The 17630-nt window shown below is 64.0% G+C and carries 16 protein-coding genes; 8 read left to right on the forward strand and 8 right to left on the reverse strand.

From position 1 onward, the window contains the following. Window positions 1–26 precede the first annotated feature (26 nt). The 3 genes from I9018_RS24315 to I9018_RS24325 all read left to right on the forward strand — a co-directional run bounded on the left by I9018_RS24315 (window position 27) and on the right by I9018_RS24325 (window position 3362). Entirely contained in the window at window positions 27–1637 is a 1611-nt protein-coding gene (locus tag I9018_RS24315) for a N,N-dimethylformamidase beta subunit family domain-containing protein (protein ID WP_241107692.1), read from the forward strand. Window positions 1638–1639: 2 nt separating this feature from the next. Beyond that, window positions 1640–1999, forward strand: a complete 360-nt coding sequence (locus I9018_RS24320) for a cupin domain-containing protein (RefSeq protein WP_124346955.1) — start codon at window positions 1640–1642, stop codon at window positions 1997–1999. Window positions 2000–2075: 76 nt separating this feature from the next. Then, window positions 2076–3362, forward strand: coding sequence for an alginate export family protein (locus tag I9018_RS24325; RefSeq protein ID WP_241107693.1), 1287 nt, complete (start codon window positions 2076–2078; stop codon window positions 3360–3362). 104 nt (window positions 3363–3466) lie between these two features. Here the strand turns inward: I9018_RS24325 and add are convergent, their stop codons facing one another. Genes add through I9018_RS24340 form a run of 3 tightly spaced genes read right to left on the reverse strand, consistent with a single transcriptional unit; the run spans window position 3467 to window position 6931 of the window. Next, on the reverse strand, window positions 3467–4483 hold the full coding sequence (gene add / locus I9018_RS24330; protein ID WP_068579151.1) for an adenosine deaminase: 1017 nt from the start codon (window positions 4481–4483) through the stop codon (window positions 3467–3469). 4 nt (window positions 4484–4487) lie between these two features. Next, window positions 4488–5813, reverse strand: coding sequence for an MFS transporter (locus I9018_RS24335; RefSeq protein ID WP_068579149.1), 1326 nt, complete (start codon window positions 5811–5813; stop codon window positions 4488–4490). A 32-nt stretch (window positions 5814–5845) separates the two neighbouring features. Next, on the reverse strand, window positions 5846–6931 hold the full coding sequence (locus I9018_RS24340) for a hypothetical protein (RefSeq protein WP_241107694.1): 1086 nt from the start codon (window positions 6929–6931) through the stop codon (window positions 5846–5848). 190 nt (window positions 6932–7121) lie between these two features. On the opposite strand from I9018_RS24340, the gene I9018_RS24345 reads away from it, so the two are divergent. After that, entirely contained in the window at window positions 7122–8078 is a 957-nt protein-coding gene (locus I9018_RS24345) for a LysR family transcriptional regulator (protein WP_241107695.1), read from the forward strand. Further along, complete coding sequence (locus tag I9018_RS24350) at window positions 8075–8860, forward strand: aminoglycoside adenylyltransferase domain-containing protein (protein WP_241107696.1); 786 nt, start codon at window positions 8075–8077, stop codon at window positions 8858–8860. The genes I9018_RS24345 and I9018_RS24350 overlap by 4 nt, the downstream gene beginning before the upstream one ends. 13 nt (window positions 8861–8873) lie before the next feature. Here the strand turns inward: I9018_RS24350 and I9018_RS24355 are convergent, their stop codons facing one another. The 5 genes from I9018_RS24355 to I9018_RS24375 all read right to left on the reverse strand — a co-directional run bounded on the left by I9018_RS24355 (window position 8874) and on the right by I9018_RS24375 (window position 13357). Beyond that, window positions 8874–10259, reverse strand: coding sequence for an FAD-dependent oxidoreductase (locus I9018_RS24355; RefSeq protein ID WP_241107697.1), 1386 nt, complete (start codon window positions 10257–10259; stop codon window positions 8874–8876). A 543-nt stretch (window positions 10260–10802) separates the two neighbouring features. Beyond that, window positions 10803–11318, reverse strand: a complete 516-nt coding sequence (locus I9018_RS24360) for a hypothetical protein (RefSeq protein WP_241110219.1) — start codon at window positions 11316–11318, stop codon at window positions 10803–10805. A 21-nt stretch (window positions 11319–11339) separates the two neighbouring features. Beyond that, complete coding sequence (locus I9018_RS24365; protein WP_068579365.1) at window positions 11340–11717, reverse strand: DUF2750 domain-containing protein; 378 nt, start codon at window positions 11715–11717, stop codon at window positions 11340–11342. A 52-nt stretch (window positions 11718–11769) separates the two neighbouring features. Next, a complete protein-coding gene (locus tag I9018_RS24370; protein ID WP_164823723.1) occupies window positions 11770–12276 on the reverse strand; it encodes a hypothetical protein in 507 nt (168 codons plus the stop codon). 187 nt (window positions 12277–12463) lie between these two features. Then, the gene (locus I9018_RS24375; protein ID WP_241107698.1) at window positions 12464–13357 is read right to left on the reverse strand and encodes a LysR family transcriptional regulator; all 894 of its coding nucleotides are present in this window, start codon (window positions 13355–13357) and stop codon (window positions 12464–12466) included. 112 nt (window positions 13358–13469) lie between these two features. Here I9018_RS24375 and I9018_RS24380 point away from each other — a divergent pair, with 112 nt between their 5' ends. The 3 genes from I9018_RS24380 to I9018_RS24390 are packed head-to-tail and all read left to right on the forward strand — an operon-like array spanning window position 13470 to window position 17630. Then, complete coding sequence (locus tag I9018_RS24380) at window positions 13470–14936, forward strand: efflux transporter outer membrane subunit (protein ID WP_241107699.1); 1467 nt, start codon at window positions 13470–13472, stop codon at window positions 14934–14936. Continuing rightward, the gene (locus I9018_RS24385) at window positions 14929–16107 is read left to right on the forward strand and encodes an HlyD family efflux transporter periplasmic adaptor subunit (RefSeq protein ID WP_241107700.1); all 1179 of its coding nucleotides are present in this window, start codon (window positions 14929–14931) and stop codon (window positions 16105–16107) included. The genes I9018_RS24380 and I9018_RS24385 overlap by 8 nt, the downstream gene beginning before the upstream one ends. Beyond that, window positions 16104–17630 carry a DHA2 family efflux MFS transporter permease subunit gene (locus I9018_RS24390; protein WP_241107701.1) on the forward strand — a complete coding sequence of 509 codons (1527 nt, stop codon included), beginning with the start codon at window positions 16104–16106 and terminating at the stop codon, window positions 17628–17630. Before I9018_RS24385 ends, I9018_RS24390 begins: the two co-directional genes overlap by 4 nt.

Here is a 17630-nt window from a genome sequence, read left to right on the forward strand (position 1 = left end):
CCCACCCCGTTTTCCAAGGAGAAACCATGACCGTCTCATCCTCTGGGCGTGCCCGGCACGCATGGAGCATTCCCGGCTGGGCGTCGGAACGACCTTGCGAGGCGCCACAGGCCCGCGAAGTCTGGTGCTATACCGACAAACCGTCGTATAGCGCCGGTGAATGCGTCCAACTGGCGATCCACTCCACCGCCAGGCGCCTGCAACTGAGCATCGTCCGCGATGGCCTGGCGACACACTGCGTGTTGCAACGCACACTCGAGGGAGACTTTCGCCAGGCGACGCCCACCGATGCCTACACCCAGGGCTGCAACTGGCCGTACGCCACCAGCATCACGATCGATGAAAGCTGGAGCAGCGGTTTCTACCTGGTGCGCCTGAGTGCAGAGTTTCCCGGGGAGACCCTGGACACCGAACATTACTTCGTGGTCAAGGCCGGCGCACGCAGGCGTGATGCCATCATGCTGCTGACGACCAGCACGTTGGCGGCCTACAACGATTGGGGAGGCGCCAACAGCTATCGTGGCGCCCCGGAAGATGATGGCCCCTGCGCCGAACTGTCCCTGATGCGCCCGCTGGGGCGAGGCTTCCTGAGCAAGCCCGACGGCGCCCCGCGCAATGCCCACTCCACGACCCCGCCACCAGGCTGGGAACCCCGGCATGAGGTGTACGAATGGGCCAAGGCCAATGGTTACTCCCGCCACCACGCCGATGCCTTCTGGGCCACCTATGAGCGACCCTTCCTGGTCTGGGCCGAAGAACAGGGTTACGCCTTCGACTTTCTCACCCAGTGGGACCTGCATTTCTCTCCCGAGACGCTTGCCTCCTACCGCTGTGTGATCATCGTTGGCCATGACGAATACTGGTCCTGGGAGATGCGCGACGCCCTGGACCACTACCTGGATGCAGGCGGGCACCTGGCTCGCTTCGCCGGCAACTTCATCTGGCAGGTACGCCTGAGTGCCGATGGTACGACCCAGGTCTGCTACAAGGACCCGCGCCTGGACCCACAGGCCACTATCCATCCCGAGCGCGTCACGACCTTTTGGGACAGTCCCCAGGTCGGTCGCCCCGGCGCCAGCACCATGGGACTTACCGGAATCGCCGGCTGCTACAACCGCTATGGCAGCACCACGCCGCGCTCCAGCGGCGGGTTCACCGTCTATCGCCCCGGGCACTGGGCATTCGCCAACACCGACCTGTACTACGGCGACCAGTTCGGCGCAGCCCCGACCTGCATCGCGGCCTTCGAACTGGACGGCGTCGAATACACCTTCCGGCGTGGCCTGCCCTACCCCACCCATGAAGATGGCGCCCCAGATTCACTGGAGATCCTCGCCATGGCGCCAGCCGTGGTGGGCACCGACGACCGCTGGGAGGGCCAGGTCCCGCTGGGAGCCCCGGCCTGGGAGTTCGACAGCTTGCTCGAGGCGGTGTACGGCGACACGCCCCCCGCTCATCTCAAGGACAAGCGTTATGGCAGCGGCATGGTCGCCACCTTCAAGAGAGGCGCTGGCGAGGTGTTCAACGCTGGCAGCTGTGAATGGGTCAACGGCCTGATCCGACACGACATCTTCACCGAAATCATCACCCGCAACGTGCTCGACCGTTTCATTGGCAATCCAACAAGGGAGAACTAGCCATGTCTATCGAAAACATCATCAGCATCACCCTGGGCCAGGGTCAGGCCATCAATCCCGAATGGCCGGATGGCATGGCCTCGAGCGATTGGCGCGAAACCGAATACCGCTGTTTTGCCAACAGCAGCGGCAGCCTGTTTGGTGGTACCTGGTCCGGGGAGCCGGGCCAGTTGCTACTGGAGTCGTACCCGTACAACGAAATCTGCGTGATGCTCGGTGGGCATGTCGCCCTGATCGATCCCGATGGCGGACGCAAGGACTTCAAGACCGGGGATGCGTTCTTCGTCCCCCGTGGCTTTACCGGTATCTGGCTGACGCTGGAACCGTCCAGCAAGATTTTCGTCGCCCTCGACACGCCTTGACCCACTGAACCACGTCCCTCCCCCTGCTCGGTCGAGACGGGGGAGCAGCTTCGTTCATCCTCAAGAAGGCAAACCCATGAAAACAACTACAAGAAATCTGGCGTTGTCCTGCATGTTGAGTGGCGCCGCCGGCGCTCATGCGCAGTCCCTCTACCGTGACGAGACCAGCACCCTGGACTTCAATCTGGAACTCACCGCGGCCAGCCTCTACAGCTCCTTCGATTTCGCAGCGGCCAAGGAACATTCACGTACCTGGGTAGAGAGTTATGCCCGCGGCACCTTCAGCGGTACGACACCCGTTGCTGACGGTAGCGCCTTTGCCAAGTTGGGTTTCATCAGTTCCAAACTGTTCGGTGATGGCGACCCGGCCGGCTCCAGCACCGGACACGAATACCGAACCGACGTCGACAATGCCTATGTCGGCTGGAAGAACGACTGGCTGGAAATCTCCACCGGGCGCCAGCCTTATGTGATGGGCGACGCATTCCTGATTGCTGGCGACCAGCTCAACTTTGGCGAACGAGCTGGCAACGGCTTCAATCGCGGGGGGCTGTACTACCTGGCTGGCCGACGCTCTTTCGCCCAGGCGACACTGCTGCGCCTGCAACCCACCCAGACGCTGCGGATCGAGGGGTTCCATCTGGAATCGGATAACGACGGGCAGGGCTCGCCCCAGCTCAAGGGCATCAACATCGAATATGACCCCAGTGTCGGAAACAACATCGCGGGCGCGTATTTGCGAGTCGATAACGTCGACCGGCAACGAGCCAAAGGCATGTTCTCCCTGCGCCAAGGGCTCGATGTGTACAACCTTCGCGGCAAGACCAACCTGGGTTTCGAGGCGCTATCGATCGAAGGAGGGTATGCCGCAGAGCGCTCCAGCACAGTACAGGCCAATGCCTGGTATGCCGGCGCCCGCTATCAGTTCGACTCCATGCCCCTGACACCCGAAGTTGGCTACCGCTATTCCCGCTTCTCCGGCGATGACCCCACGACCCAGAAATCGGAACAGTTCGATCCATTGTTCTATGGATCGATCGTTGGCAACCCGGCCTGGGTCCAGGGCGAAATCGCCGGGACCTTTGCTGCGATCAACACCAACGCGCGCATCCACAGGGCCTCCTTGCGGACCACCCTCAACGATCAGTTGGCGATCACTGCCATGGCCTACCGCTTCAGCAGCCAGAGGAGCCGTGAGCACCTGGGGGATGAGTTGGACCTGTACTTCCAGATCAACCCGACTGCCAATGTGCTGGTCATCCCAATCATCGGTTTGTGGAAGCCACAGCAGGGTGCCAAGGCGCTCTACGGAGAAAGCGGCATGCAGACCTTCCTGGGCATGATCGTCTCGTTCGGCTGGTGATGCCCTGGCACGCAGGGGCCCCGTAGCCCCTTCCATGCAGTACCTGATCGACAGGCTCCGGGACCGATGCCAAGCCGTGCGGTATCGGTCCTGGGGCTCTGCTCTCAATAACCCGCCACGTAGTCGGTAATCTCCTGCTGGTACGCCGCCTTCCTGTCGTCCGACAGCCAGCTGGCGTCGAAGGAGTTTCGTGCCAGTTGCACCATCTCGGCAGGAGTCATCGGGTAGTTTTGCGCCAGGGCGAACATGTCGTCGGACACATAGCTCTGGAAGTACGCCGGGTCATCGGAGTTGACCGTGACCTTCACCCCGGCCCGCAGCAATTGCAGGATCTCGTTGCCCTTCATGTCACCGACAAAACCATTGGATACCGGGCAGCAAGTCAGGCCGATGCCCCGGTCGCGCACATAGGCCACCAGCTCCGGGTCCTCGACGATGTTGGTACCGTGATCCAGGCGATCGACCTGGATGTCCAGCAAGGCCTGGCGAATGTTGCCGATGGAGTTGTGCTGGTCGATGTCGCAATGCATGGTCAGGTGCAAACCCGCCTGCCTGGCCTTGTGGAACACCTCGCGGAACTTGCCCGGCGGGTTGCCGTTCTCGTCGGAATCCAGGCCGACCCCGAGGATCTTGTCCCGGTGCGCCAGGGCCTGCTCCAAGGTGTCGGCGGCCGACTGTGCGGACATGTCCCGCAAAAAGCACATGACCAGGGCGGTTTCCACGCCAAGGGCACCGCTCTCGCGGACTGCCCAGTGATAGCCGTTGATGACGGTTTCGAAAGCGACGCCGCGGCTGGTGTGGGCCTGGGGATCGAAGAACAACTCGACGTAGCGAATATTGTGCTCCCGGGCCTTGTGCAGATAGGCCATGGCCAGTTGATAGAAGTCCTCCTCCCTCTGCAGGACATTCATCGCCGGGTAATACACCTGCAGGAATGACGACAGCGAATCGAACTGATAGCTGCGCTTGACCTCCTCGATGGTGGCTTGGCCGATATCGACCCGGTTCCTCTCTGCCAGGGCCAGCTTCAGCTCAGGCTCCAGCGTGCCCTCCAGGTGCAGGTGCAATTCGGCCTTCGGCAGGCCCTTGATGAAATCGTGGGTAAGGGTGGTTGGCAACATCGGATCAGGCTCCTGTTTTTATTATGACGTCGGGTTCATTGCGTTGAGTGGTGCCCTGGTCACCCGTGGCGGCTATCGGCCGGTCGACCAACAGGAAATAGGCCAGGGCCGACAGGCAGGCCACGCCCGCCGCCAACACGAAGGCCAGGGCAATGGAGTGGGTACGGTCGATGATCCAGCCGCTCACCACCGGGGCGAACGAGCCGCCGAAAAAGCCGATGAAATTCTGGATGCTGCCCAGCGACGCCACGAGCTGGCGCGGCGCCGCCACGCTCACCAGGCCCCAGGCCGAACCACCCGCCAGGTTGACGAAGAACATCGCCACAGACAGGTAGGCGATGCAGGCAACGATGCTGTCGACGAACACCGAAGGCACGCTGAACAACGCGCCGCCCAACAAGCCGGCGATCAATGGCAGCTTCCTGCTGGCGATGGGACGGATACCGGCTGCGATCAAGCGATCGGCCACCCAGCCGCTGCTGAACATGCCCAGTGTCGCGAACAGGTAGGGAATGGTCAGCACCCAGCCGGTGCCTTCCACGCTCAATTGGCGCTCTCCGGCCAGGTACCCGGGCAACCACGCCAGGGTCAGTAGCACCATGTACATCACGCCGACGAACCCCAGGGCGATGCCCCAGGTGGTGCGATGCAGGAACAAGCCCTTCCAGTCGGCGAAGCTGGCCTTGGGCGCCGCTACCTCGGTGTCGTCCTGGAAGTAGGCCTGGTCCTCGGGTGCGAGCCGCACCTCGTTGCGATCGCGATAAACCACCAGCCAGACCACCGCCAGCAAGCCGCCCACCACGCCCATGATGACGAACATGCCGCGCCAGCCGAAGGTGACCATCAAGCTGGTCAGCAACGGTGGCGCAATCATCGAGCCAATGGTGGTGGAAGCCAGGAACACGCCAGTAGGCAGGCCACGCTCGCTCACCCGGAACCAGTCGCTGATCACCTTGACCCCGCCGGTGTACTGCGGCGACTCGCCGATACCGAGGCAGACTCGCGCCGCCAGCAATTGCAACATCGAGGTGGTCAGGCCACAGACCGCCTGTGCAACCGACCAGGCCGCCAGGGCCCAGCCAAGGACCAGCCGAGCCCCTTTGCGATCCACCAGGGCACCGGTGGGCAGTTGCGCAAAGGCGTAGGCCCAGGAGAATGCCGAGAAGATCCAGCCCATCTGCGTGGCGCTCAGGGCCAAGTCGCGGCTGAGCAGATGGTTGGCGATCGCCACGGTGCTTCTGTCGAAGTAGTTGATGATGCCCATCAGCATCAACAGCACCACGGCGGTCCATTGCGAGCGACGCAGGCTCAGGGTGTTCATAGGACTCATCACGGTAGCCTCGGGAATCGGACCAGGTTGGCCTACGCGGCCTGTTCATCGATGTAGGGCGGTTTGATCAGGGGCCAGGCCTGCAGCATGAGTCGGTCGATCTCCCGGGAAAACGTCTCGCGCAGCGCCCGCTTGTCGCCCTCGTCCAACCAACAGGCATCGACCCCGGCCAGCGCCAGCTCGCGGGCCTGGTGGATGCCCCAGCCACAGTGATGGAACAACTTGGCCCAGGAGTGCTCCAGGTCGGTGTGATGCAGGTAGGGATCGTCGGTGCCGATGTTCAGGCGCAAGCCGGCATCGTGCATCAGCTTGATCGCGTCCATCCGGTTGCCCAGGTTGCTCTTCTTGGCGGTGCAAACGGTGACGTCGAAGGCGATGCCCTGCTCGCGCGCCGCGATGACCGCCTGCGGATCGGCCAGCAGGTTGTAGCCATGGTCGACGCGGTCGCAAGCCAGGTCCTCGATACAGATCCGCAGGTGGGCGGGCGGAGCCAGGGCCAGTGGCTGGTTATCCTCGCAGACATGGGCGGTGCGTCGCAGCCCGTGGCGCGCGGCCAACCGATAAGCCTCGACGAAGCGCAGGGGCGGGCCTTTGCCTTCGGCGAAGTCCATGCCGATGCCGGCCACGGCATCACGTCGATGCAACAGCACTTCCTCGACCATGGCCCGTGCCACCTCTGCCGGGCGCTCGCGGTCGATACAGGGTATCAACAGGCTGGAGATGGCGAAGTCGCGTTGGGCCGCGGCCATGCCGTCGATCAGGCCATCCACCACCGTGGGGTAGCGCACCTGGTTGTCGAAGAACACCGTGGGATTGAACGACAGCTCCAGGTGCCGGCAATTACCCTTGCGCCAGGCATCCTCCAGCAGCTCGTAGGCCACCCGGGAGAAATCTTCCCGATCCACCAGGCACAGGCCCGCCAGGCGCAGGACCTCCAGGAAGCCAGGAAAGTCGCGGTACTCATAGACCTCCCGGGCGCCCGCTTCCGGCAGCGCCAGGCCATGCTTATGGGCAAGGGCCACGAGGGTCGTCGGGCGGATGGCGCCCAGCAGGTGGATATGCAGGTCGGTCTTGGGAAGACGACGCAGGAAGTCACTCAAGACAGGGTCTTGAATCATGGACGAGCGCTCCTCTGATTATTGTTCTACGGTCATCCAGCCCATCCTTGCGGCTTACCAGCTCGGCAACCGGTGAATCGAGTATAGGCCTGCAAGTTATTAGAAAAAGTTGTTAATTATTCATATTTATTAGATTTTTCTTGATGACCAGCCACACTGGTCAACACCTTTCCAGTTGGGGGACCGATCCATGAAAACCAAAGAAGGCACAGGCGTCTCCAAGCGTCTGCTCGCAGCCCTGTCGCTGCGCCACCTGCATTACTTCCTCACGCTCGCTCGGGTCCTGCACTTTCGCCTCGCGGCCGAGGAGCTCGCGCTGACGGCCTCCGCTCTCAGTACTTCGATCCGGGAGACCGAACGCCTGATCGGCGCCCAGCTGTTCATCCGCAAGGGCCACCAGGTCACGCTGTCGGAGATCGGCGCGGCGATCCTGCCCATCGCCGAGCACCTGTTGAACACCGCCGGCAATGCCATGGCCGACATGGTCCACATCAGCCAGGAACACCAGCAGACGGTCCGCATCGGGCTGGTGCCGTCGGTGGCCCACCGCATCCTCCCCCTGCTCCGGCTCCTGCAACACCAGCATGCCGACCTCAAGTTCGACTTCGTCGACTTGCCCACCCGGGCCCTGATCAACGATGTGCGCAGCGCCAGGGTCGACTTCGGCATCGGCGCCGGTGACGCGACGGCCGGACTGCCCATGTACCGACTGCTGGTGGATGAACTGGTGGTGGTGCTGCGCAAGGACGATCCGTTCTGCAGCGCTCGCAGCGTCAGCTGGGCCCAGCTCGATACCCGGCCTGTGGCGCACTTCCTGCTCGGCAGCGTCGCCGACCTGGCCCTGGGCTCGCCCAAGGCCCAGGAAGTCATCGTCAAGGCGGCGTACCGAGTCTCCTTTACCGAAACGCTGTACAGCCTGATCAGCTCCGGCTTCTGCGTCGGTATCGTGCCGCGCCTGACCGCAGAAGGCCTGCTGGGCGACGAGCTGACCTGGCGGCCCATCGTCAAGCCGCGTATCCACCGCGACATCGTGCTGTTCGAAACCTGCCATGGGCCACGCACCCCAGCGGTCGACAGTTGCCTGGCCTTCCTCAAGGAACAGGCCGGCCAGATAACCGACTCCCCCCAACAGGAAGAAGCGAGTTGACCCGAGCCCCCCACCCCCTGGAAAACGACCGGCAGTTGCTCGCCACCGTAGCCCTGCTGCAACAGACCCTAGGCCACGGCCTGCAGGCGCTGTACCTGCATGGCTCAGCGGTCGGCGCAGGCCTGCAACCGCAAAGCGATATCGATCTGTTGGCGGTCGTCGGGCACTCGCTCAACCTGGCGCAGCGCCGCGTGCTGAGCACCGGCCTTTTGCAGATTTCTGCCCGGCACCCGGCCGTTGCCCCTGGTCCACGCTGCCTGGAACTGCTGGTCTTCAGCCAGGCCGACCTGGAGGAACCGGGCGTTGCCCCACGAGCCGAGCTGGTCTACGGCGAGTGGCTGCGCGACGATGTCGAGAACGGCAAGCTACCCATGCCCCATGGCGACCCCGAGTACGCTCTGCTGCTGGCCCAGGCACGGCACCAGGCCCTGCCCCTGCTGCCTGGCAGCGATCCGCTGCGCTTGCCCGAGATCTCGCCACAACAGGTGCGCCAGGCCATGAGCCAGGCACTGCCAGCACTGCTGCAGGGGTTACATGGAGATGAGCGGAACGTCCTGTTGACCCTGGCCAGGATCTGGCGCACGGCGTGCTGCGAAGACTTCCTCGACAAGGAGCGCGCTGCGGCCTGGGCCATCGCGCAACTCCCCGCCCCCCAAGCCCGTACCCTGGACTACGCGCGCCGCGCTTACCTGGGCCAGCTGATAGACGATTGGAGCGAGCAGCAGGTCCAGGCACGGCAGTTGATGGAGCACTTGCTCGGGCGTATCGGCGAGCTGCCCTGAGCGCCCCGTTGGTTCAGACCGGCTCACCCAATACCCGGCGCGCCTCGCGCCAACCCGACAACAGTGCGCCATGGACCGTACCGCTGTAGTCCGGGTGCGTGGCTTCGCCGGCAAACAGCAACGTGGCACTGGCCGGACTGGCAAGGTCGAGCCGGTCGGTAGGCCGCGCCCCGACCTGGGGAAATGAATAGCTGCCCCGGGCAAAGGGGTCCGCGTGCCAGCGGGTCACGTGCAGGCCCGTCGGCAACGGGATCGAGGAGCCGAATATCTGGCGCAGGTGGGCGATGGCGTCGTCCTGGATCTCCTGGTTCGACATGCCCTCGAGCAACCGCGCCGAGGTGCCGCCATGCAGAGCGCAGAGCACGGGTTTCTTGGCGTAGTGATTCAAGGGGTACCAGTTGGCCCACAGGCCCTTGTCGGTGTTCAACTGGCTGATGACCGCAGCTTCGCCCCAGAACACGTGCGGGAACAGGAACACCGCCTTGTTGTAGACCCCCATGCCCAGGCGCTCGATGGCTTCGCGCTTGGCCACGGGCAGTGCCGGCGAGAACTCGACCCCACCCTCCTTCAGGACTCCCAAGGGCAAGGTAACGATCGCGATATCACCCGCCAGCTCGCCTTCGGTGGTGTGTACCCGTACGCCCGAAACGCCGTGCTGGATACGCGTGACCCGGTGCTTGAGGCGGATGTCCAGGCCTGCGGCCAACCTGTCCACCAGTTGCCCATACCCGTTGGGGAAAACCACTTCATGCCCATCGAAGGCACTGCCTTCGTTGAGGCCCCAGGCCGCAATGTCCTGCGGATCGGCGGCCAGCCCATCCTCCATCTGGCGACTGAACAGCTCCAGGACCGTGGCTTTCTGCGCCGCCGTCTCTCCCAACCCGGCGAGCACCTGTTGCATCGCCTCCTGGGCGCTCAATTGCGACGCAGCCCCCTGCACCTTCTGGGCGAGTAGCTTGCTGGCCTGTTCGTAGAGCTGCGCGAGTTGCTCCGACTCCTGGCTGCCCAGCGCTCGCCCATTGGCGTCGTAGACCTGATTGGAGGTGGGATTTTCCACGTCGTACACCACAGTCTCGATACCGAACTGCCTGGACAGGGCAGCGACCGGGTTGCCATCCACACCGTGGATCCAGGAGGCCCCCAGGTCCACCGGTACCTCCTTCCAGCTACGATTGGTCCAGATCCGACCGCCCACCCGGTCACGCCCTTCGATCACTGTCACTCGATAGCCAGCCGTGTGCAGCATCCTGGCGGCGGCCAGCCCGGAAATCCCGGCACCGATCACCAGGACGGTCTTGCTGCTGAGCGCGGGGCCGCCACTGGCAATGGCAGGCACCACTAGCGGCGACGCCGCCAACAGGCTCAATTTCATCAAGGCTCTACGGGAAAAAGACGGCATGGCACCTACTCCAGGACTAAACATCCGAATGGTGCGGCCTTGTACCATGCAGAAACTTATATTCACTCACTCGGGGTCCCATGCACCACGCAGCAAACTTACCGAGAGTTCAAATACCAGCAGGACAACTTGCGACTCCAGCCCCGGGCTGATTTCAATAACCGACTCAAACTTTCCCAAGTTATTGATACTTGGCCGACATAAGCCAAAAGCCAGCCAACGTCAGCTTCGAACAGGCATCAGGCCACCGGTTTACCTGGGCTTAAGGTCAGGCACACAGATTAACCAGGGATACTCAAAAACCATCGATAACGCATCGATTGCCAAGGCCGAGCAACACTCGTCATACAATCGAAGACTTTATGAGCACACCTGTTTATTGAACTAAGTCGCAAGCCACTGGAAGTTCCACATTAACAATCGAGGAAAAACCCATGTGTAAATATAAGTAAAAAATTGCCCCTATTTACGCAGCGTGCAAACAAGCCAGCACGCTCGCTGTTCGCTGGAAACTGGCCGGGCAGTGCCATGCAGGGCCAGGTTTCAGCGCATCGTGATGACGACCTGCCAGTTGCCAAGCTGTTGCGCGTGTAGCCGGTCGGTTTCCAACAGTTGCCGTTCCCGGGCATAGACAGGGTCCGCTGCGATCTGCTGCTCCTGGGACCGGCTCAGCACCACGCCATCGCTGATGCCCGCCCGCTCCAGGAAGGCTTGGGCGGCCAGGTAGTCATGCAGGTCGATGATCGACGCCTGGACGCACTCCAGGCTCTGCCCCTCCCCTTGCTCGAAGTACAGCAACAGGTCGGAGAAGGCATACAGGTACAGGTTGCTGATGACCTGGGCGCTGGTTGCATCCTGCTCGTCCACCACCACTGCATCTATCGCCGCCCCCAGGCCTTCGCAGTCCGGCGCCGGCCCTCCGGCCAGGCAGGTCCAGGCCTGGTCGATGAAATCCCGGCAGAACCCGGGGACAGCCAGCGCCCGGGGCCCCTGGAGCCCCGCCAAACGGTCAAGGGACTTCAAGGCGACGTACAGCTCAATACGCTCTAGTGCTTGCATGGAACCTGCTCAATCCTCGGATCAAAGATACGGCTGCAGCTCGTCGTGGATCAGGCCGCCCAGGTCGTCGGGGCATATCACCACACCCTGCTGCGTCGGCACGGGAAACACCTGGCAGACCCGGTCATCCGCGCGCAGCCCCGGCAACCATCGGCCGCGAAAGTCATCGAGGGATATCGGCCGCGCCACGAAACCGGCCCAGGCCCCCGTGGCACAGGCCTGGGCAAGCGCCGCTTCGGGCCAGAAGGGCACGGCCTCGCCACCGTCAAAGGCCGAGGTGGCCCAACCGTCCTGATACAGCCCCCAGGCCTGCTCGAAATCCACGATCTTGCGCACGAAATAATCGAGTCGCTCTTGCGGCGCCATGGCCAGGAGGTTATGCCGTTTACGTTCATGCATCCTGGGTACCTGCTGCTCCTTGTCGAACGGTAATGGGGCCCGGGGCGCCAGGTTATCGGCCACGGCTGTCCACCACTTGCACGCAATGCTCCTGGTTGTCCCGGCGCAGCTGTGCGATGAAATCCAGATCCCCCAGGTCGCCCTGTTCCAGAAGCTCCAGCAGGGTGGCACACCAGGCAAACTCCCGGGGCGCTTCCCGCTCCACCGGCTCATCCAGTACATCGATGGCCTCGAGCACCTTGCCGATGGCCCAGCGTGCCTTGTCAGCCTCGCCCCAAAGCAGGTACTCGATGCAATAACACGTGCCGATCACCGCGCATTGGGCCTGGTCGGCCAACTCGTCGCTGTAGTCTTCAGTGTCCGGAATCATCAGGTACAGCTGCTGATGCAGCGCCTGCAACGGCAAGTCGTGCCAGTGGCCGACCTGCTGGAACAGCAGGTCCAGGACCTCGGCGTTGACGTCCGTGCCTGAACGGTATTTCTCGGAAAAAGCCCGGTAGACCGGCACCAGCCGCTCCGCAGCCAGCAGGCAGAACAACCCGGCTTGCGCCCTGGGCATGCCCTGCAGCCTTCCATGGTCGAACATCATTGCAGCCACTCTCCCGCTCAAGTTTCCAACTCCAGGCGCCCCATCATCATTGGCAAGGGCGCGACATGGTAGACAACCCAACGCCCTTCCCGAAACCCTGCATGAACCTTATCGAACTACGTGAGCGCAAGCTGCGCCTGGGCATCGTCCCGGATCATCAGCTGGAACACTCTTGCACTTGCTGGCGCAACCAGCGATGCACCTGGTCGTTGTTCACCCGTGGGTGCCAGGCCTGGGAGAACTCACCGCTGGGAGTCACCACTGGCAAGGTGAAGATGCTCAGCGGCAGCAGCGGCAAGGACCATTCGACGAAACGCCGTGGGATCACGGCGATCAGTTCCGAGGTACTGGCCAACTGCATGGCAGCCTGGAAACCGGGCACCACCAATTGCACCTTGCGTTGCAAGCCGATCTTCTCCAGCTCCAGGTCCAGCGGACCACGGGTTCGCCCCCGGCGCGAGACCGACAGGTGCGGATAGGCCACCAGGTCCTCGGCGCTGACCTTGGCCTGTCGGGCCAGTGGATGCTGGTTGTTGACCACGCCGACGAAGCTGTCGATGTACAAGCGCTGCTTGTACACCTCTGGGCCCAGCGGCCCGGCAATGCCGATATCGAGGTCGCTCAGGCCGTCGCGCAAGGCGGCGACATCCTCGTTGCCCTGGGACATGAAGCGCAGGGTGACATGGGGCGCCTGCTCGGCGATGCGCTGGCTCAAGCGCAGGGCCCAGGCACCGGTGAAACCATCCTCGGTGCGCAGGGTGAACACGCGCTTGATGGTGCCCAGGTTGAGCACCTGCTTGTTGCCCAGGACATTGCGTGCCTCCTCCAGGAGATGGTGGACCTGGGGCGCCAGCTCCAGGGCCAGCGGCGTGGGTACCAGGCGTCGGCCGGCCAGGACGAACAGCGGATCGCCCAGGGTTTCGCGCAAGTTGGCAAGGCGCCGGCTCATGGCCGGGATACTCAGGTTCATGCGTTCGGCGGCGCCGGTGACGCTGCCTTCGCGCAACATCGCGTCGAAGGTCAAGAGCAGGTTGAGGTCGGGGAAGTTCATCGCAGCGTCTCGCTTGCATTTTGTGCAAATCTAAACTCTGATATTTGCAATTTTCAATAGACCCCGGCGTCTCTAGCATCCCATCACAACCTAACCGTTCAAGGACGTTGTGATGGCTCCTTATCGCTTGATCCAGTCAGCCACGCTGCTGGGCCTGCTGCTGACGCTGCCGGCCTGCATCAGCCCAGGGCGCACGCCCGAACCGCCCAAGCTCCTGTTCGCCGACGCTCTCGCTGCCGGCCAGGACATCACCCAGGCCACCCTCTGGACACCGGCCAGCGACCACGACCTGTGGTGGCGAACCTTCCGGGACCCGGACCTGGATCGCCTGCTCGACGCGGCCCTGGACAATTCGCCCAGCCTGGCGATCGCCAGTGCGCGCATCAGCCGGGCCGAGGCCGAGGCCAACGTCGCCCAGGCCAATACCCGGCCCGGCCTGTCGGCCATGACCCAGATCCTGCGCAGCCAGGATTCCGAGCACTACAAGACCAGCGCCAGCGAGTCCGGCAGCTGGCATACCGACGGCCAGGCGTTGCTGCAAGGTCGCTACAACCTCGACCTCTGGGGCCTGAACCGCGCGCTGAACGAAGCGGCAGTGGGTAGCCTGCGGGCCGCCGAGGCCGATCGCGCGGTGGCACGCCTGGCCCTGAGCGGCAGCCTGGTGGAAACCTGGTTCGCCCTGGCCGGCGTACTGGAACAACAGACCGTGGTCGACCAGGCCCTGGAGCAACGGCGCAGCATCTACCGCATCAGCGAACAACGCTTGCAATCCGGATTGGGCACCCAGGTCGACGTGGTCCGTGCCCGCGGCCCCATCCCTTTGCTCGAGGCCGAGCAGGCCCGGCTGCAGGGCGCTGCCCGCGGTTATCAACTGCGCCTGGCAGCCCTGGCCGGCAAAGGCCCGGGCTGGGGCGAACAATGGCGGCCCCGCGGCACGGACCTGCGACGCGCCGTGGTATTGCCCGGGCAACTGCCAGCCGACCTGGTAGGCAACCGCCCGGACGTCATCGCCCAGCGCTGGCGCGTCGAGGCCCAGGCCCAGCGCATTGGCGCGGCACGCGCGGCGTTCTACCCGAACATCGACCTGCTGGCCTTCGCCGGATTCCAGAGCTTTGGCTTCCAGGACCTGTTCCACCACGACAGCCGTACCTACGGCGTCGGTCCGGCGCTGACCCTGCCGATCTTCGATGCCGGCCGCCTGCGCGGCCAGTACCAGGCCCAACAGGCCGGCTATGCCGAGGCCGTGGCGAACTACAACCAGGTGCTGGTGGATGCCCTGGCCGACGTCGCCCGCTATCTCTCGCAACTGCAGGCCCTGGAGGGCCAGCGAGTGAAGACCGTGCAAGGCCTGGACGAAGCCGAACAGGCCTATGAGCTGGAACACCTGCGCTACCGCCAGAGCCTCACCGACTTCCTGCATGTGCTCGACGCCCAGACCCGGGTGCTCGATACCCGCATGCAACTGGTCCAGCTCAAGACGGCCGCACAACAGAACCACGCCGGCCTGTTGCGTGCACTAGGCGGCCGGACCGAAACCGACACGAACGTCACCCGACTTGCAGAGACCTCCCATGACTGACGCCTCCCCAACCCCGACCCCGGCCAAGTCGCGCCGTGGCCTGAACTTCCTGATCATCACCCTGGTGGCCCTGGCCCTGATTCTCGCGGCCGGCGCCTGGTGGCTGCTCTATGGCCGCCTCTACGAAAGCACCGACAACGCCTACGTGCGAGGCGACGTGACCCTGGTCTCGGCCCAGGCGCGCGGCACCGCTACGGCGGTGCATGTCCAGAACACCGACACCGTGAAGGCCGGTGACGCCCTGGTCGAAATCGACCCGGCCGATGCCCGCCTGGGCCTGGACGCCGCCAGTCATCAACTGGCCCTGACCGTGCGCACGGTCAGCAGCCTGTATGCCGAGGAGAACGACCTGGCGGCCCAGGTCAGGTTGCGCCAGGCCGAGGCCAGCCGCGCCAGCCAGGACCTGCAGCGGCGCCGCGCGGTGATCGCCCAGGGCGGGGTCTCCGGCGAGGACCTGCACCACGCCGAGGAAGCGGCGCAGGTGGCCCAGTCCGGATTGCGTGCCGCCGAGGCCAAGCTGGCGGCCCTGCAGGCACGGATCCAGGGGACCACGGTGGAGAATCATCCGCAGGTTAGCGCGGCGGCCGAACGGGTGCGCGAAGCCTACCTGGCCCTGGCCCGGACCAAGGTTCCCGCGCCGGCCGATGGCCTGGTCACCAAACGCGCCGTACAAGTGGGCCAGCATATCGAGCCCGGCACCGTACTGATGGGGTTGGTACCGCTGGACAGGGTCTGGGTGGAAGCCAACTTCAAGGAATCGCAGTTGGGGCAGATCAAGGTCGGCCAGGCGGTGGAACTGTTCGCCGACTTGTATGGCGAGAGAGTCACCTACCACGGGCGTATCCAGGGCATCGAGGCTGGCAGCGGCGCCGCCTTCGCCACCATCCCGGCGCAGAACGCCACCGGCAACTGGATCAAGGTGGTGCAACGGGTGCCGGTGCGCATCGCCCTGGACCGCGAGGAAGTACTGCGCCACCCGCTGCGCATCGGCCTGTCGATGAGCGCCAAGGCGATCCTCGGCGATCCCGGGGAGCAACCCGAGCCAGCCAAGCTGCAAGACAGCACCGGGGTCTACGACAACCTCCAGCAAGGTAGCCAGGCGCTGGTCGAGCAGATCATCGCGCAGAACCTGCAAGCGTCGAAACTCAACCTGTCGAGGAACGAACGATGATCGCCAAGCGTCCCATCGAACCACTGAGCGGCGGCACGCTGCTCCTGGGCGCGCTGGCGATCGGCATGGCCAATTTCATGATGGTGCTCGATACCACCATCGCCAACGTCGCGGTGCCGACCATTTCCGGCAACCTCGGCGTGGCCCCCGACCAGGGCACCTGGGTGCTGACCTCGTTCAGCATCTCCCTGGCCATCGGCCTGCCACTGACCGGCTGGCTGGTGCAGCGCTTCGGCCAGGTCAAGCTGTTCATGACCGCGGTCGCCCTGTTCGTGCTGGCCTCGGTGTGCTGCGGCCTGGCGCCGAACCTTGGTTCGCTGCTGTTGTTCCGGATCTTCCAGGGCGCGGTGTGCGGCCCCCTGGCCCCGCTGTCCCAGGCCCTGCTGGTGGCGATCTTCCCGCCCGAGCGACGCACCTCGGCGCTGGTGGTGTGGTCGATGACCACCTTCCTCGGGCCGGTGTGCGGTCCGATCCTGGGCGGCTACCTGACCGATAACATCAGCTGGCCGTGGATCTTCTACATCAACGTGCCGGTCGGGGCGTTCATCCTGCTGACCCTCAGTCAGGTCCTGCATGGCCGGGACAACCCGACCCGCAAACTGCCAGTAGATGTGATCGGCTTGTTGTTGCTGATGGTCGCGGTCGGTTCGCTGCAGATTCTCCTCGACAAGGGCCAGGACCTGGACTGGTTCGCCTCCACGCCGATCCGCGTACTCGCGGTGGCGGCGGTGCTGGGTTTTGCGTCATTGATCAGCTGGGAACTGACCGAGCAGCATCCGATACTCGACCTGCGCCTGTTCAAGGAGCGCAACTACGCCATCGGCACCCTGTGCGTGACCCTGGGCTTTTCCCTGTACTTCGCCTCGCTGGTGCTGGTGCCACTGTGGCTACAGACGGAGATGGGCTACACCGCGACCTGGGCCGGGATCGCCACTGCGCCCCTGGGGATCGCCGGGGTGGTGCTGGCGCCCTTCATCGGGCGGCTGATGCAGCACCTGGATGCGCGGATGCTGGCGAGCATGGCCTTCATCTGCTGGATCGGCGCCTCGTTGTGGCGCATGGGCTTCGAGACCGGCCTGGACATTCAGTTCATCGGTTGGAACTCGGTGCTGATGGGCGCCGGCACGGCCTTCCTGTTCACCCCGCTGGTGGCCATTTCGCTGTCGCGCCTGCCACCGGAAAAGATCCCCGCGGCCCTCGGCTTGCAGAACGCCCTGCGCATGACCGGCGCCAGCTTCGCCGTGTCCCTCGGCCCGGCGTTCTGGGATCACCGGGCCCGCGGCCACCAGGTCGATCTGGCCGAACGCATGAGCCCTTTCGATCACTGGAGCGACCAGGCCCGGGCCAACCTCGACAGCCTCGGCCTGTCACCCGAGGGCGCCCTGGAATGGCTGGGCCGGGCCATCGATCGCCAGGCCCACATGTTGGCGCTCAACGACTTCTCGCTGGCCAGCGCATGGCTGTTCTTCGCCGTGCTCAGCATCGTCTGGCTGGCTCATTCACCCAAGGCGAAAGCCAAGTAG

The sequence above is a fragment of the Pseudomonas sp. MPFS genome, assembly GCF_022537035.1.
GTDB classification, from domain to species: domain Bacteria; phylum Pseudomonadota; class Gammaproteobacteria; order Pseudomonadales; family Pseudomonadaceae; genus Aquipseudomonas; species Aquipseudomonas sessilinigenes.